The organism is Paracidovorax sp., assembly GCF_057642795.1.
Map to the genome: position 1 here is coordinate 12,285 of NZ_JBXYZY010000029.1, position 15,055 is coordinate 27,339.

At 68.5% G+C, this 15,055-nt stretch carries 14 protein-coding genes; 7 read left to right on the forward strand and 7 right to left on the reverse strand.

All coding sequences use genetic code 11. From position 1 onward, the window contains the following. Positions 1–225 precede the first annotated feature (225 nt). The 3 genes from AC3A84_RS11280 to AC3A84_RS11290 form a co-directional block, all read right to left on the reverse strand. The gene (locus AC3A84_RS11280) at positions 226–804 is read right to left on the reverse strand and encodes a hypothetical protein (protein ID WP_487969718.1); all 579 of its coding nucleotides are present in this window, start codon (positions 802–804) and stop codon (positions 226–228) included. A 109-nt stretch (positions 805–913) separates the two neighbouring features. Next, complete coding sequence (locus AC3A84_RS11285) at positions 914–1,132, reverse strand: CsbD family protein (protein ID WP_487969719.1); 219 nt, start codon at positions 1,130–1,132, stop codon at positions 914–916. 259 nt (positions 1,133–1,391) lie between these two features. Next, positions 1,392–2,012: a phosphoadenosine phosphosulfate reductase domain-containing protein gene (locus AC3A84_RS11290; RefSeq protein ID WP_487969720.1), complete on the reverse strand. Its 621-nt coding sequence runs from the start codon at positions 2,010–2,012 to the stop codon at positions 1,392–1,394. A gap of 325 nt (positions 2,013–2,337) precedes the next feature. Between AC3A84_RS11290 and AC3A84_RS11295 the strand changes: the two genes are divergently transcribed. Further along, positions 2,338–4,500, forward strand: a complete 2,163-nt coding sequence (locus tag AC3A84_RS11295) for a TonB-dependent receptor (protein ID WP_487969721.1) — start codon at positions 2,338–2,340, stop codon at positions 4,498–4,500. A 105-nt stretch (positions 4,501–4,605) separates the two neighbouring features. Here the strand turns inward: AC3A84_RS11295 and AC3A84_RS11300 are convergent, their stop codons facing one another. The 4 genes from AC3A84_RS11300 to AC3A84_RS11315 are packed head-to-tail and all read right to left on the reverse strand — an operon-like array spanning position 4,606 to position 8,330. Next, the gene (locus AC3A84_RS11300; protein ID WP_487969722.1) at positions 4,606–5,307 is read right to left on the reverse strand and encodes an ABC-type transport auxiliary lipoprotein family protein; all 702 of its coding nucleotides are present in this window, start codon (positions 5,305–5,307) and stop codon (positions 4,606–4,608) included. 41 nt (positions 5,308–5,348) lie between these two features. After that, entirely contained in the window at positions 5,349–6,335 is a 987-nt protein-coding gene (locus AC3A84_RS11305) for an MlaD family protein (RefSeq protein WP_487969723.1), read from the reverse strand. Continuing rightward, entirely contained in the window at positions 6,335–7,198 is an 864-nt protein-coding gene (locus AC3A84_RS11310) for an ABC transporter ATP-binding protein (RefSeq protein ID WP_487969724.1), read from the reverse strand. The genes AC3A84_RS11305 and AC3A84_RS11310 overlap by 1 nt, the downstream gene beginning before the upstream one ends. Positions 7,199–7,202: 4 nt before the next feature. After that, positions 7,203–8,330, reverse strand: coding sequence for an MlaE family ABC transporter permease (locus AC3A84_RS11315; protein WP_487969725.1), 1,128 nt, complete (start codon positions 8,328–8,330; stop codon positions 7,203–7,205). A gap of 308 nt (positions 8,331–8,638) precedes the next feature. Between AC3A84_RS11315 and AC3A84_RS11320 the strand changes: the two genes are divergently transcribed. The 6 genes from AC3A84_RS11320 (at position 8,639) to AC3A84_RS11345 (ending at position 14,946) form a co-directional block, all read left to right on the forward strand. Next, complete coding sequence (locus AC3A84_RS11320; protein ID WP_487969726.1) at positions 8,639–10,324, forward strand: GMC family oxidoreductase; 1,686 nt, start codon at positions 8,639–8,641, stop codon at positions 10,322–10,324. 326 nt (positions 10,325–10,650) lie between these two features. Next, positions 10,651–11,409, forward strand: a complete 759-nt coding sequence (locus AC3A84_RS11325) for a sulfite exporter TauE/SafE family protein (protein WP_487969727.1) — start codon at positions 10,651–10,653, stop codon at positions 11,407–11,409. A gap of 41 nt (positions 11,410–11,450) precedes the next feature. After that, positions 11,451–12,374, forward strand: a complete 924-nt coding sequence (gene rocF / locus AC3A84_RS11330; protein ID WP_487969728.1) for an arginase — start codon at positions 11,451–11,453, stop codon at positions 12,372–12,374. A gap of 209 nt (positions 12,375–12,583) precedes the next feature. Then, entirely contained in the window at positions 12,584–13,348 is a 765-nt protein-coding gene (locus AC3A84_RS11335; RefSeq protein ID WP_487969729.1) for an ABC transporter substrate-binding protein, read from the forward strand. 66 nt (positions 13,349–13,414) lie between these two features. After that, positions 13,415–14,197: an amino acid ABC transporter permease gene (locus AC3A84_RS11340; RefSeq protein ID WP_092938047.1), complete on the forward strand. Its 783-nt coding sequence runs from the start codon at positions 13,415–13,417 to the stop codon at positions 14,195–14,197. Then, on the forward strand, positions 14,194–14,946 hold the full coding sequence (locus AC3A84_RS11345; RefSeq protein WP_487969730.1) for an amino acid ABC transporter ATP-binding protein: 753 nt from the start codon (positions 14,194–14,196) through the stop codon (positions 14,944–14,946). Before AC3A84_RS11340 ends, AC3A84_RS11345 begins: the two co-directional genes overlap by 4 nt. Positions 14,947–15,055 lie beyond the last annotated feature (109 nt).

A 15,055-nucleotide genomic window follows, 5' to 3' on the forward strand; every position in this document is an offset into this window, starting at 1 on the left:
GGGACACACCACAAGCCGAGGACGCCTGCCGTAGGGTGGACCGGGCAGCCGCGCGTCGGCCGGCACAGGTGGGGCCCCTCTCACCCGGGCAAAGAAAAAGCCCTGCATCAGCAGGGCCTATCTTCAGGGGACTCAGCGATGTGACAGCCGAGCCCTCTTCACGAGGACCGTCCAGCCAAGCGAATCTCACGGGGTGAGCTATCGCATGGCCGGAACGCTCGGCCATTACTGGCCGTACATGCGCTTGGCGTCAGCCACGCACTTGTCCTTCACGTCGCCCGACATGGTGTCGCAGCGCTCCTTGGCAGCCTTGTACTGGGCTTCGCGCTTTTCTTCGGTGGCTTCCTTCTTCACCTCTGCGACGTTGGCGTCCTTCTTGGTCGCGTTGTCGGAAGGCTTGGCCTGGGCGCGGGCGACCTTGGCGTTTTCCTTGGCGGTCACGTGAGCAGCCTTGGCGTCCTTTTCGCAAATCTTCTTGGCGTCGCCGCTCTGGTCGTCGCACTTTTCCTTGGCGACGGCGTAGTCAGCATCAGCGCGCGCTTCGGCGACCTTGTAGGTGTTCTTGTCGCTGGGCTTGTACTGCGCTTCCAGCTCAGCCTTGGCAACGCTTTCGGCGCCCTTGGCCTCCTTCATGCAGATGTCCTTGGCGTTGGCCGTCAGCGCATCGCACTTGGCCTTGTTGGCCTTGTAGTCGGCCGAGATCCGGGTCTTGGCGGCGCTGTGCTCTTCGCGAGTCATGGCCATTGCGGAAGTAGCCAGCAGGCTGGCGGCGACGATGGCGATCAGGTTACGTGCGTGTTTCATAGGTTTCTCCTCAGGTAAAAAAAGGCTTATCCATTCCGGCTCCCGCTGGTGGTCAGGCGGCCGGACGGTGGTTTGTTGTGTGGGGGGGAAAGAAGATGCGCTCAGGCGCTCAACGGTCGTAGCGGAAGTCGGGGTTGCGCCCTTCCCAGTCCTTCAGCTCCTTTTCGGCGGCATCCTTGGCGAGGCCATGGCGTTCCTGCAGGCGGCCCAGGAGCTGGTCACGTTTGCCGGCTACGACATCGAGGTCGTCGTCCGTCAGCTTGCCCCATTGCTCTTTGATCTTGCCGGTGAACTGCTTCCAGTTGCCCTTGATGGTGTCTTCGTTCATGGTGCTCCTTTGTGCGTTGCCTGGATTCGCTTCAGCCCTTTCGCCCCAGGGAGGAAAGTCCTTGCTGCATGCGATAGACGCACTCTAAAACCCGGTCCTGCCGCGGAGCGTAGGCGCGCCCGCGCACACCGCGTCAGCTCAAGCCTACGGTGGATCCGTGCGAGCGGCCGGTGGGGACGGGGCGAAAAAAAGGCGTGCCCCGGGCACGCCTTGCTATCGAAGGATGGGTGTCAGCCACGCGGCGGTGCGCCGCGCCCGATCAGTGCGAGAGGTGCAGCCCGCATTCGCGGTTGTCTTCGCCCTTGGTGGGGTCCACGTAGTCGAAGTTGTTAGGCAATCCGTGAGCCTGCAGGTATTCGTACAGATCCTTGGACGACCAGTGCAGCAGCGGCGCGACCTTGACGAGGCCGTCGGGGTTGATGCTGACCGGGTCCATCTGCGCACGCACCGCCGTGTCGGTGGCGCGCAGGGCCGTAAACCAGACCTGTGGCGCGGTCTCGCGCAACGCGCGGGCGAAGGGTTCGAGCTTCACCTCCTCGGTAAAGGCGGCGTGGCGCGGATCGTCCAGCGCGGGCACGGGGCCTTCGACGGCCTCGCGGTGCGCACGCGAGCGGCGTGGCAGGTAGATGCTGAGGTTCAGTTTCAGCTGGCGGGTGACTTCGTCGGCGAAGCGGTAGGTGGCCTCGGTGTTGTAACCATTGTCCATCCAGACCACGGGCATGTCCGGCTGGGCGCGCGTGACCATGTGCAGGATCACCGCCTCGAACGGGCGGAAGTTGGTGGTGACGATGGCCGGGCGGCCCAGGCCGACGGCCCAGTCCACCAGGCCCTGCGCGTTGCGGCCCAGTTCGGCGTTGATGCGTGCGAGATCGATGCTCATCGGATGTTTCCCCAAAAGTCGGTGTCTCGGTCCGCCCCGAGGCGGCCGGTGGCCCGCGATTGTGCCCGCCAGCCCCTTCCCTCGCTGCCATAGCGGCATCACCACACCCATTTAATATTTATGAGAATCATTCTTAATACCAATACAATGCAGCCGCTGCGCCACCCAAAACACTAAAAACCATAGCGGCCTACGCTTTCAGCACAAGCGCTTGCGGCGTATTGGGAGGAAATTCCGTGGTGGCCCGGCCAGCGCATGCCGGCGTCCACTGCGGACGGTTGGCGTGCCCTCCAATCCAACGACCTTTCCTTCACGGCACTGCACCATGTCCCGCTCTTTCACCCTCACCGCGCCCCGCAAGCAGCCGCTGCGGGCCCCTCTTCGTCCCTGTGCCCTGGCGGCCCTGTGCCTCGCGGGCGCCGCCGCGTCGGCGCAGCAGACAGCGCCGGCTCCGGTGGCCACGATGCGCGAGGTGCGCGTGCAGGCCGACCGCAGCGCGGACGATGCGGCCTACAACGCGCCCACTTCGGCCAGCGGCACCAAGACCGAGGCCGCCTTGCGCGACGTGCCGCAGACCATCAACGTGGTGCCGCGCCAGGTGCTGCGCGACCAGGGTGCGGCCTCGTTGCAGGACGCGCTGCGCAACGTGGCCGGCGTGGGCCTGTCCACGGGCGACGGCCAGCGCGACCAGGTGAGCATCCGCGGCTTCACCAGCATCGGCGACCAGTTCGTGGACGGCTTCCGCGACGATGCGCTGTATTTCCGCGATCTCTCCAACATCGACCGCGTGGAGGTCATCAAGGGCCCGGCCGCCGTGCTCTACGGGCGCGGCTCCTCTGGCGGGCTGGTCAACCGCGTGACCAAGAAGCCGGGCGTGCATGTCTCCGACGTAGCCCTCACGGTGGGCAGCTGGGCCGACAGGCGCGGCGAATTCGACCTGGGCCGCGCCCCGGCCAGCAGCGACTGGTCGTGGCGACTGACGGGCGCCGCCGAAGACGCCAACAGCTACCGCAGCCAGCAGTTCCTCCAGCGCCAGACGATCGCGCCCTCGGCCCTCTGGAAGCCCGATGCAAGCACCTCGCTGCTCCTGCAGGCCGAATGGCTGCGCGATAAGCGGGTGACGGACTTCGGCATTCCCGCCCTGCGCGGGCGGCCGGTGGATGTGGCGCCCGGCACGTACTTCGGCTCGGCCAACGCGCGCGATGCGGACACCTCCGAATCCACGGTGGGCTCTTTCACCGCCACCTTCGAGCACCGTTTCAACGGCAGCCTGCGCCTGCGCAACGCGCTGCGCTATTACCACTACGAGCTGGACCGGCAGAACACCCTGCCCGGTGGGGCCGTCAACGAGGTCGCCGGCACCGTGGCGCTCACGCGCTCGGGCATCGACCGCTTCGAGCACGGCGTGTTCAACCAGACCGAGCTGATCCAGAACCTGCGCACCGGCAACATCGAGCACGAGCTGCTCTACGGCGTGGAGCTGGGGCAGCAGAACAAGGACGCGCTGAGCTTCTCGGACGGCACCGTCGCCACCGTGAACCTGCTCAACCCGGTGCTGCCCGTGGTGCCGCTCGACGGCGGCGGCAAGCTCAACGGCAGCACGCTCAACCGCTACAAGACGCGCGGCTTCTACGTGCAGGACCAGATCACCGTCACGCCGCAGTGGAAGGTGCTGGCCGGCCTGCGCTACGACCGCTTCGGCCAGTCTTCCGACAACCGCCTGCCGGGCCAGGGCGACTTCGCCCGCACCGACACCACCTGGAGCCCGCGCCTGGGCCTGGTGTGGCAGCCCGACAGCGTGCAGTCGTACTACGCGTCGGTCAGCCGCTCCTACCAGCCCTCGGGCGAGATGTTCGCGCTGACGGCCGCCAACGCCGACGTCGCGCCGGAGCGCAGCACCAACTACGAGATCGGCGGCAAGTTCGACCTGCTGGACGGCCGCGCCACGGCCACCGCATCGCTCTTCCAGCTCGAACGCACGGGCATCAAGTCCACCGACCCGGCCCGCCCAACGGTGCTGATCCCCATCGGCACGCAGCGCACGCGCGGGCTGGAGCTGTTGCTGGCGGGCGAGCTGCGCCCGGGCACGCAGGCCACGGTCAGCTACGCCTACCTGGATGCGCGCGTGACCGAATCCACCACGGTGGACGCAGGCCAGCCGGTGCAGGGCAAGCGCGCCACCATCACGCCGCGCCAGGCGCTTTCGGCGTGGGTGACGCAAGCGCTGGGCGCGGACTGGAGCGTGGGCGGCGGCGTGAGCTACGTGGGCGCGCGCTTCGCCAACCCAGGCAACACCGTCACCCTGCCCGGCTACGCCGTGGCGGACGCCATGGCGCAGTACCGCATCGACCGCGCCACCACGCTGCAGCTGAACCTGCGCAACCTCTTCGACCGGCGCTACATCGTCTCCGCCCACGGCAGCAACGCCAACCTGAACCTGCCGGGCGCGCCGCGCAACGTCGCGCTGACGCTGCGGCACAGCTTCTGAGCGGCAGAGCGGCCGAGCGGCCGAGCGGCGGCCACAATGAAAAGGCAAAAGGGGGCGCCAGTGGCGCCCCTTTTCCTTGATCCATTCGCGGATGCGGCGGCGCGTTCAGCGGCCCAGCAGCTCCAGCCAGCGCTCGACCTCGGCCGAAGCCTGCCGCGCGGCTTCGGCCAGCGCGCGCGTGCCGCCCACCGCATCGGCCGTGGGCGCGGGGCGCTGCACGGTGAAGACGCGCTGGGCCACCAGCTTTTCGCCGGCGGTGGTCGAATCGGCCACCGAGACGCGCAGGCGCACCAGGCCCGCGCTGGTGCCGGGCGCGCTGAAGACCTGGCTGAATTCCTCCAGCTGGGCGCGCACCACGGTGGGTGGGCGGCCGTTGTCCAGCAGCTGGCCCACGCCCGATTCGCCCAGCAGCACGGCGCGGCGCCGGCCCAGCTCGTCGCGCAGCGCCTGCTGCACCAGCTGCGCAGGCGGCTGGCTCCAGCGCGTCTGCGCATAGGGGCGCAGCTGCTGGGCGTTGGCGTAGTCGAGCCGGTAGAGCAGCGCGGTGCTGCCTTCGGGCATGCCGGTGGTGGAGACCTCGGCCAGCGCGAGCGGCGGCAGGGACGCAGGCGTCGCCGTGGCAGCGCCGGCCGATGCGGTGGGCGTGGCCACCGTCGGCAGGCCGGGGCCGAAGTCGTACACCTCGGCGCGCTTGGGTGGATCGGGCAGCACGGAGCAGCCCGCCAGCGCGGCAGCCAGGCCCAGGCAGAAAACGGCCCGGGCGCGCATTCCACCTGCGCTCTTTGCTATGTTTTTGATAGTCAGCATGCCAGTGTCCTCCAAGATGCGGTGCGGGTGTCGGCGGGCGTTCACTGCGCCGGCGCGGCGCGGGTGGGCGCCACGAAGCCGGCCTCGCCCGGGCCGGGCAGCGCGCTGCCGTTGCCGTAGATGAGCGACTGCGGGTTGTCGCTGATGCCGCTGGCCGTGCGGCCCAGGCGGCGGGCGGCGCGGGCGGCCTCATCGGCGGCGTTATTGAGGCGCGGCAGCGAGACGCGCCCGAAGCGGTCGGCCGCGGCCGAGAGCGACTGCGCACCATCGGCGATCTGATCCAGCGGCCCGCCCGTGGCACTGAGCTTGGCCACCGCGCCACGCACTTCGGAGGCCGCGGCGGATGCGTTGTCGCCCGCCACGCGCAGCGACTGCAGCGTGGCGCGCGCGTCCTGCGCCACGGCGGGCACGGTGGCCAGCGCCGGATCGAGCTTGGTGACGACGGTGTTGTCCAGCCGCTGTACCAGGGTGTTGGCGCTGGCGGAGGCCTTGGCGAGGTTGTCCAGCGCCTGCGCGAAGCGGGCCTGGTTCTCGTCGCCCAGCAGCTTGTTCAGGCGCTCGGTGGCGTCCTGCACCTTGGCGAGGATGGCCGGGCCCTGCTCGGCGATCTGGCTGAGCGGCGAACTTTTGAGGGGCAGCCGCGGCAGGCCGCTCTGGCCGGGCGGGGGCGGCTGGGTGGGCGCGTCGGCGTCGTCGAGCTGCACGTGCGCCAGACCCGTCACGCCCTGGTAGCCGAGCGTGGCGACGGTGGTGGGCGAGATCGGCGCAGATTCATTCACTGCGATGCGGATCAACACGTTGCCGGGCACCTGCGGATCGAAACCGATGCGCGTGACCTTGCCCACGGCCACGCCCTTGTAGCGCACGGCGGCCTCAGGCTGCAGGCCACTCACGCTGTCCTTGGTGGAGAGCTCGTAGAGCGTGTAGTCGGTGCGGTCGCGCGTGAGCCAGAGGCCCATGAGCGCCAGCAGGGCCGAGATGACGACGACGAAGAGGCCGGCGGCGAGGGCGTGTGACTTGTTTTCCATCATGCGTCCTTGATGTGGGCGGGCGGCGGTGCCGGTTCGGCGGACGGCACGGGCGCCATGGCGCGCCGGCCGCGTTCGCCGAGAAAGAATTCGTGGATGAAGGGGTGGTCGAAGCGCGCCACCTCGTGCGGCGTGCCGCTGACGATGACGCGCTTTTCGGCCAGCACGGCGACGCGGCTGGAGAGCGCGAAGAGCGTGTCCAGGTCGTGCGTGACCATGATGACGGTGAGCCCGAGCGAGGCGTGCAGCTCACGCAGCAGGTCGCAGAAGTCGTCCGAGCTGTGCGGGTCCAGCCCGGCCGTGGGCTCGTCGAGCAGCAGCAGGGGCGGGTCCATGATGAGCGCGCGCGCCAGCGCCACGCGCTTGATCATGCCGCCCGAAAGATTGGCCGGCATGCGGGTGGCGTGCTCGGGCTTCAGGCCCACCATCTGCAGCTTGACCATGGCGGCGTCGCACACCAGGCGCTGCGGCAGCGTGCCCTGCTCGCGCAGCGCGAAGGCGATGTTGTCGAGCACGCTGAAGGCCGAGAACAGCGCGCCCTGCTGGAACAGCATGCCCACGCGGCTGGCCGCGCCCCGGCCGGTGAGCTGCGCGGCGGGCTCGCCCAGCACGGTCACGCGGCCTTCGGTGGGCCGGGTCAGGCCCAGGATGTGGCGCAGCAGCACCGTCTTGCCGGTGCCCGATCCGCCCACGAGCGAGAGGATCTCGCCGCGCCGCACCGTGAGGTCCAGGTTCTCGTGGACGGCGAAGGTGTCGTCGCCCTTGCCGAAGACGGTCGAAAGGCCTTCGATCTCGACCACCGGGGGCGCCTCCTCCGGCGGGGGTGCGGGAGCGGCGGGCGGGCGATGGGTATCGGAGGTCATCGCGTCAGATTCCCAGATTCTTGAAGCCGATGGCGAAAAGCGCATCGACGACGATGACCATGGTGATGGCGCTCACCACCGAGGCGGTGGTGCCCTGCCCCAGGCTCTGGGTATTGGGCTTGACGCGCAGGCCCCAGTGGCAGCCAATGAGGGCGATGAACACGCCGAACACCACCGACTTGCCCATGGCCATCCACAGGTTGGCGGGCGCCACCGCAGCCGGCAGCGCCTGGATGAAATAGGCGGGCGAAACGCCCATGGCCACGTCGGCGGCGAGCATGCCGCCGGCGAGCGCCGCCAGCGTGGTCCACAGCGCGATCAGTGGCATGGCGATGCCCAGCGCGATCGCGCGCGGCAGCACCAGGCGAAAGCCATGGGCGATGCCCATGACGCGCATGGCGTCGAGTTCCTCGGTCACGCGCATCACACCGATCTGCGCGGTGATGGCCGAACCCGAACGGCCCGCCACCAGGATGGCGCCCAGCATGGGGCCGAGCTCGCGCGTGAGCGAAATGCCCAGGATGTTGACGATGAAGGTGCTGGCGCCGAACTGCCGCAGCTGCAGCCCCATCAGGTAGGCCAGCACGATGCCGATCAGAAAGCCCACCAGCGCCGTGATGGGCAGGGCCGTTGCGCCCATGCTGTAGAGGTGGCCCGAGACATCGCGCCACGGACCCCGGCGCGGGTTGCGCACCAGCCGGCCCAGGTCCAGTACGAGCTGGCCGACCAGGATGAGCATGTCCCGGCCGTGGCCCACGCCATGCAGCACCCGGGCACCCAGCGCGTCGATCTGCTCGGCCACGCTCCAGCGCTCGGCCGGGGGCTCTTCGGTAGCGAATTCGGCGATGCGCCCGAGCATGTCGCGCTGCGCGTCGGTCGCCTGCAGGCGCTCGGGCAGCCCGCGGCCCCAGTGATTCCAGAGCACCTGGGCCCCGACATGGTCGAGCCAGTCCAGTTCGCGCAGGTCCCACGCCAGACCCGCATCGGCGGGCAGCGCGCGCAGCTGGGCGGAGAGCTCACGCCACTGGCGGCGCTCGCCCAGCTCCGCCGCGCCCCAGCGGCCCTGCAGCACGGCACACGGCCCCTCGGGCGCGTCGTCGCGGCGGGTGATGCGGGGCTCAAGATCGCTCATCGGAAAGTCGGTGGCTGCAGGCGTTGTGACCAGGGCAGGATCGGAGGAAGCGGGAAGAAGCCATGCGGCGCGCCCCAGGGCGCCGCAGCGGACGATGGTAGCCGAGGGGGCGCGCGCGCTGCGTCAGACAAATTCGCCCAATGCCTGCGTGCCAAGGCTGCGCGCCGGCCCATGAAAATAGATCAAAACCGCCCTGCAGCCCAGGCGCATGGTGTGCGTCAAGCTACAACAAACATAGCAATCAGCCCTTTCCCTATCGACAGGGCGGGCCCGCTCCGCACAATGGCCCGGCAACTTCCCGGCATTACATGAGCGACACCACTTTCGACTACATCGTCATCGGCGGCGGCACCGCTGGCGCCCTGCTGTGCAACCGGCTCAGCGCCGGCGGCCGGTACCGCGTGCTCCTGGTGGAGGCCGGCCGCAAGGACGACTACCACTGGATCCACATCCCCGTGGGCTATCTCTACTGCATCGGCAACCCGCGCACCGACTGGCTCTACCAGACCGAGCCCGAGCCAGGCCTGAACGGCCGTAGCCTGCGTTACCCGCGCGGCAAGACGCTGGGCGGCTGCAGCAGCATCAACGGCATGATCTATATGCGCGGCCAGGCCCGCGACTACGACCAGTGGGCACACCTCACGGGCGACGACGCCTGGCGCTGGGACAACGTGCTGCCCGCCTTCCGCCGCCATGAAGACCACTGGCGCCTGGACCGGCCCGACACCGCCAGCGAGGCCTTCAAGCGCCTGCACGGCAGCAAGAGCACCGGCGGATCGGGCGAATGGCGCGTGGAAAAGCAGCGCCTGCGCTGGGACGTGCTGGACGCCTTCGCCCTGGCCGCGCAGCAGGCCGGCATCGCGGCCACCGACGACTTCAACGGCGGGGACAACGAGGGCGTGGGCTATTTCGAGGTCAACCAGAAGGCCGGCTGGCGCTGGAACACCGCCAAGGCCTTTTTACGCCCCACCTGCTACGGACGGCCGAACTTCGAGATGTGGACCAGCGCCCAGGCCAGCCGCCTGCTGATCGACACCCTGCCCGACGGCAGCCGCCGCTGCACCGGCGTGCAGGTCTGGACGGGCGAAGAGATGGTCACCGCCCACGCCGAGCGCGAGGTCGTGCTGAGCGCGGGCGCCGTCAATTCGCCGCAGCTGCTGCAGCTCTCGGGCATCGGCCCGGCCGCGCTGCTGCAGGCCCGCGGCATCGCCGTGCAGGCCGATCTGCCCGGCGTGGGAGCGAACCTGCAGGACCACCTGCAGATCCGCGCCGTGTACAAGGTCAACCATGTGCCCACGCTCAACGTGCTGGCCGGCAGCTGGCTGGGAAAAGCCAGGATCGGGCTCGAATACGCGCTCAAGCGCACCGGGCCGATGAGCATGGCGCCTTCGCAGCTGGGCGCCTTCACGCGCAGCAGCCCCGATCAACCGCACGCCAACATCCAGTACCACGTGCAGCCGCTCTCGCTCGACGCCTTCGGCGAGCCGCTGCACGCGTTTCCGGCCTTCACGGCCAGCGTGTGCAACCTCAACCCGACCAGCCGGGGCACGGTGCAGATCAAGAGCGCAGACTTCCGCGAGGCGCCGGCCATCGCGCCCTGCTATCTCAGCACGCCCGAAGACCGCCAGGTTGCCGCCGACAGTTTGCGCGTCACGCGCCGCATCGCCAGCCAGCCGGCGCTCGCGCGCTACCAACCCACCGAATGGAAGCCCGGACCCCAGTACGAAACCGACGAAGACCTGGCAAGGCTGGCGGGCGACATCGCCACCACGATCTTCCACCCCGTGGGCACGACCAAGATGGGGCACGACACCGACCCCATGGCGGTGCTCGACGCCCGGCTTCGCGTGCGCGACGGCCGGGGCGGCACCATTGCCGGGTTACGCGTGGTCGATGCCGGTGCCATGCCCACCATCACCAGTGGCAACACCAACGCTCCGACCCTGATGATCGCGGAGAAGGCTGCCGAGTGGATGCGCGCCGAGGCCCGGTAACGGTGCGGCGTGCACCGACAATGCACCAACCGCCCCAGAAAGGGGGCGGGAAACCCCCTATGCACCAAGCAAGAGCAAGCCATTACAGTGCAGTCACTCGATAGCGAGCCGCTAAGGCCCGCCAGACGAGGGGACTGAGGAGACAAACTCAAGCAACTCTAAAAAATTCCAAGCATCCCCCGTGAGATGCATGCTTCCCAAGCGCCGGTGAACCCGGCGCTTTTTTTTCGTCCCTGCCTGGGCGCTGCACGCGCCCCAGGACGTCGCTGATCCCTGCCCAGGCGCAGCCGCGGCGCGATGCGATGCGATGCGACAATCGCCGCCCTATGGAATGGATCATCGTTTCGCTGGCCTCGCTGCTGGCCGGCTTCGTCGACGCCATCGTGGGCGGCGGCGGCCTCGTGTTGCTGCCCGCCCTTTTCGCCACTTTCCCCACCGCGCCGCCCGCCACCCTGATGGGCACCAACAAAAGCGCTGCCGTCTGGGGCACCGGCATCGCCACCTGGCAATACAGCCGACGCGTGCAGATGCGCTGGCAGGCCATGCTGCCGGCCGCGCTCGCCGGCTTCGCGGGCGCGTTCGCCGGAGCGTGGACGGTGACCATCATCTCGGCCGACTTCCTGCGCAAGCTGCTGCCGCTCATCCTGGTGCTGGTGCTGCTCTACACGCTGGCCAAGAAGGAACTGGGCCGCCACCATGCGCCGCGCCTGGACGGCCGCGCCGAAACCGCCGCGGCCTGTGCCATCGGCCTCGCCATCGGCTTCTACGACGGCTTCTTCGGCCCGGGCACCGGCAGTTTCTTCGTATTCCTCTTCGTGCGCCTGTTGGGCTACGACTTCCTGAACGCCTCCGTCTCCGCCAAACTGCTGAACCTGGCGACCAACATCGCCGCGCTGATCCTCTTCACCCTCAAGGGCCATGTCTGGTGGCACTTCGCCCTGCCGCTGGCCGTGGCCAACGTGCTGGGCAGCGTCCTGGGCGCGCACATGGCGCTCAAGCACGGCACGGGCTTCGTGCGCGGCATCTTCATCTTCGTGGTCAGCGCGCTGATCCTCAAGACCGGCTACGACGCCTTCCTGCGCTGAGCACCGCTTCTCTTTTCAACCCCGCCTGGAGCCTACCGCCCATGACCGCAGCCCCGCCCACCCTGACCCTGATCGGCGCCCCCACGGACGTGGGCGCCAGCGTGCTCGGAGCCAGCATGGGCCCTGACGCCTTGCGCATCGCCGGCATCGCCCGCGCCCTGCGCGCCCGCGGCTTCGAGGTGATCGACCACGGCAATCTGCCCGGCCCGGGCAACCCGCAGGAGCAGCCCGCCAGCGGCTTTCGCCACTTGGCCGAAGTGACCGCCTGGAACGAATCCGTCTATGCCGCCGTGCTGGCCGACCTGCGCGCCGGCCACCTGCCGCTGATGATGGGCGGCGACCACTGCCTGGCCATCGGATCCATCAGCGCCGTCGCCCAGCACTGCCGCGAGAAGGGCCGGCGCCTGAAGGTGCTGTGGTTCGACGCCCACGCCGATGCCAACACGCCCGAATCCACGCCCAGCGGCAACCTGCACGGCATGCCCGTGGCCTGCCTGCTGGGCCACGGCCCGGCGGGCCTCACGGCGCTGGCCGGAACCACCGCCCTGCTGCCCGGCCAGATCAGCCAGGTGGGCCTGCGCAGCGTGGACGACAGCGAAAAGCAGTTCGTGAAGGCGCACGGCATCGAGGTATTCGACATGCGCGCCATCGACGAACTGGGCATGCGTGCGGTGATGGAAGCCGCGCTGCGCGGCGTGGATGCGGACACGCATCTGCACGTCAGCTTCGACATGGACTGCCTGGACCCGTCCGTCGCGCCCGGCGTGGGCACGGCCGTTCGCGGCGGCCCCACCTATCGCGAGACGCAACTGTGCATGGAGATGCTGGCCGACAGCGGCGCGCTGCGCTCGGCAGACCTGGTGGAACTGAACCCGGCGCTCGACATCCGCAACCAGACCGCCGAGCTGGCGGTGGATCTGCTGGAGAGCCTGTTCGGCAAGTCCACACTGATCCGGCGCAGCTGAGCGAGCGGCATCGGGCCCCGAATTTGCATGCGTGCGGTCCAGGGTTTGCGGCAGTGGCCTGCTAAGAGGCGGCTCTCTATAATGTGACCTTCCCGTGACGCCCTGCAGCCACCCCGCTGCGCAGGCGCGCGAACCCCACGCTCCCGGCTTCGCCAACCGCCAAGCCGGTTTTTTTGTACCTGGATCCAACCCCCTCTCAGGAACAGCCAATGAAGATGTTCAAGACGATCGCCACGGCGCTGGCACTGTGCGCCGCGTTCTCCGTGCAGGCCCGCACGATCGATGCCATCAAGCAGGACGGCAAGATCGTCATCGCCACCGAAGGCCAGTTCGCGCCCTTCAACTACTTTGAAGGCACCAAGCTCACCGGCTTCGAGGTCGAAGTTGCCGAAGCCGTGGTCAAGAAGATGGGCCTGAAGCTCGAATGGAAGACGCTGGGCTTTGACGCCCTGCTGACCGGCCTGCCGCAGGACCGCTGGGACGCCGTCATCGCCTCGCACGGCGTGAACGAAGAGCGCTCCAAGGCCGTGACCTTCGGCGAGCCGCACTACTGCTCGGGCGGCATCATCGTCTCCGTTGACGGCAAGACCCGTACCGGCGCAGATCTGGCCGGCAAGGTGGTGGCCGTGCAGACGGGCACCAGCTACCTGGAGCAGGTGAAGAAGGTTGCTGGCGTGAAGGATGTGAAGAACTTCCCGCAGGACACCGACGCCCAGCGCGCCCTGATCTCCAAGCGCGTGGACGCCTGGGTCAGCGACAAGTTCGTGGCCAAGGAAGCCGCCGCCAAGAACCCCAAGGCCGGCTTCAAGATGGGCGACATGCTGTTCATCGAGCGCATCGCCCCGGCCTTCGCCAAGGGCAACACGGGCCTGGCCCAGGCCTGGAACAAGGCCTTCGAACAGATCCTGGCCGATGGCACCTACGCCGCCATCTCCAAGAAGTACTTCAACGAAGACGTGCGCTGCACGAAGTAAGCGCTTTGTGACCACCCCACCGGCGCCCGCGGCTCACGCTGCGGGCGCCGGCCTTATTTGAATCCCATGTTGACCGCAATCTGGCCCCAGCAGTGGAGCCGCCAGCAACGCAGCAATGCGACCCTGGTGACCGCCCTCGTGCTGATGGTGCTCGCCCTGTCCCTGCTGGGCTGGGTGCTCTCCTTCCTCCCCGAGCCCATTGGCAACAACGCGCAGGCGTTTTCGGACGGCGCGCGCACCACGCTTTGGCTCACGCTGGTGAGCGGCGCCGTGGGCCTGGTGCTGGGCACGGCCGCCGCCCTGGCGCGCACCGCGCGCTTCATCGGCCTGCGCTGGCTCGCAGGCATCTACATCTGGGCCATCCGCGGCACGCCGCTGCTGGTGCAGATCCTGTTCGTCTATTTCGCGCTGCCGGTGCTCGTGCCGGGCGCCAACCTGCCCGACTTCGCCGCCGCCGTGGTCGCCCTCGGCCTGAACGTGGGCGCCTACAACGCCGAGGCAATCCGCGCCGGCCTGCTGGCCGTGCCGCGCGGCCAGACCGAAGCGGCCCGTGCGCTGGGCCTCTCGCGCACCTATGTCTTCTTCGACGTGGTGTTCCCGCAGGCCTTCAAGATTTCGCTGCCGCCGCTCGTCAGCAACTTCGTGGCGCTGCTCAAGGACTCGTCCCTGGCCTACGCCATCGGCGTGGTGGAGCTGACCAACGTGGGCAACCGCATCCAGTCGGCCACCTTCCAGCCCATCGCCACGCTGACCACGGTGGCCGTCACCTACCTGCTGCTGACCACGCTGGTCACCCAGGTGTCCAACGCCATCGAACATCGCTTCGACGTGGAAGGACGCGTGCAATGAAGTCTCCTCAGACCGGCAACCACTACATCGTCGCCGACCGGGTGTGCAAGTCCTTCGGCACGCACCAGGTGCTCAAGGAGGTCTCCACGGCCTTCAACACTGGCGAGGTCACCGTCATCATCGGCGCCTCGGGTTCGGGCAAGAGCACGCTGCTGCGCGCCATCAACCGGCTGGAGCCGCACGACAGCGGCACCATCACCATCGGCGGCGTCGAGGTGACGGATGACCAGCGCACGCTGCTGCAGCAGCGCAGCGAAGTCGGCATGGTGTTTCAGCAGTTCAATCTGTTTGGCCACATGAGCGTGCTGGACAACGTGACGCTGGCGCCGCGCCGCATCCGCCGCACGCCCCGCGCCCAGGCCAACGAAAAGGCCATGACCCTGCTGCGCCGCGTGGGCATGCAGGACCATGCACACAAATACCCGTGGCAGCTCTCGGGCGGGCAGCAGCAGCGTGTGGCCATTGCCCGCGCCCTGGCCATGGAGCCCAAGGTGATGCTGTTCGACGAGCCCACTTCGGCGCTCGATCCCGAGATGGTGCAGGAAGTGCTCGACGTCATGCGCGAGCTGGCGCGCGGCGGCATGACCATGATCGTGGTCACCCACGAGATGGGATTCGCCCGCGAGGTGGCCGACCGCGTGATGTTCTTCGACCAGGGCCGCATCGCGCACGATGCGCCGCCTGCCGAGTTCTTCAGCAACCCCGCCAACGACCGCATCCGTGCGTTCATCGGGCGCATGAGCGCGTGAAGGCCTGAACGCCGGCACCGACGGCGCGCGCCGGCCGACACCGCGATCCCGCGCAACGGCCCCCGATACCGATCGGGGCGGGTCGGACCTGGCGCTCCTGAAACAATAG

Excerpts from the sequence above, each read along its gene's own strand:
- AC3A84_RS11325 (WP_487969727.1), top strand. The coding sequence starts at position 10,651 with ATGGAATGGATCATCGTTTCGCTGGCCTCGCTGCTGGCCGGCTTCGTC.
- AC3A84_RS11310 (WP_487969724.1), bottom strand. The coding sequence starts at position 7,198 with ATGACCTCCGATACCCATCGCCCGCCCGCCGCTCCCGCACCCCCGCCG.
- AC3A84_RS11315 (WP_487969725.1), bottom strand. The coding sequence starts at position 8,330 with ATGAGCGATCTTGAGCCCCGCATCACCCGCCGCGACGACGCGCCCGAG.
- AC3A84_RS11285 (WP_487969719.1), bottom strand. The coding sequence starts at position 1,132 with ATGAACGAAGACACCATCAAGGGCAACTGGAAGCAGTTCACCGGCAAG.
- rocF (WP_487969728.1), top strand. The coding sequence starts at position 11,451 with ATGACCGCAGCCCCGCCCACCCTGACCCTGATCGGCGCCCCCACGGAC.
- AC3A84_RS11335 (WP_487969729.1), top strand. The coding sequence starts at position 12,584 with ATGAAGATGTTCAAGACGATCGCCACGGCGCTGGCACTGTGCGCCGCG.
- AC3A84_RS11340 (WP_092938047.1), top strand. The coding sequence starts at position 13,415 with ATGTTGACCGCAATCTGGCCCCAGCAGTGGAGCCGCCAGCAACGCAGC.
- AC3A84_RS11295 (WP_487969721.1), top strand. The coding sequence starts at position 2,338 with ATGTCCCGCTCTTTCACCCTCACCGCGCCCCGCAAGCAGCCGCTGCGG.
- AC3A84_RS11305 (WP_487969723.1), bottom strand. The coding sequence starts at position 6,335 with ATGGAAAACAAGTCACACGCCCTCGCCGCCGGCCTCTTCGTCGTCGTC.
- AC3A84_RS11345 (WP_487969730.1), top strand. The coding sequence starts at position 14,194 with ATGAAGTCTCCTCAGACCGGCAACCACTACATCGTCGCCGACCGGGTG.
- AC3A84_RS11320 (WP_487969726.1), top strand. The coding sequence starts at position 8,639 with ATGAGCGACACCACTTTCGACTACATCGTCATCGGCGGCGGCACCGCT.
- AC3A84_RS11280 (WP_487969718.1), bottom strand. The coding sequence starts at position 804 with ATGAAACACGCACGTAACCTGATCGCCATCGTCGCCGCCAGCCTGCTG.
- AC3A84_RS11290 (WP_487969720.1), bottom strand. The coding sequence starts at position 2,012 with ATGAGCATCGATCTCGCACGCATCAACGCCGAACTGGGCCGCAACGCG.
- AC3A84_RS11300 (WP_487969722.1), bottom strand. The coding sequence starts at position 5,307 with ATGCTGACTATCAAAAACATAGCAAAGAGCGCAGGTGGAATGCGCGCC.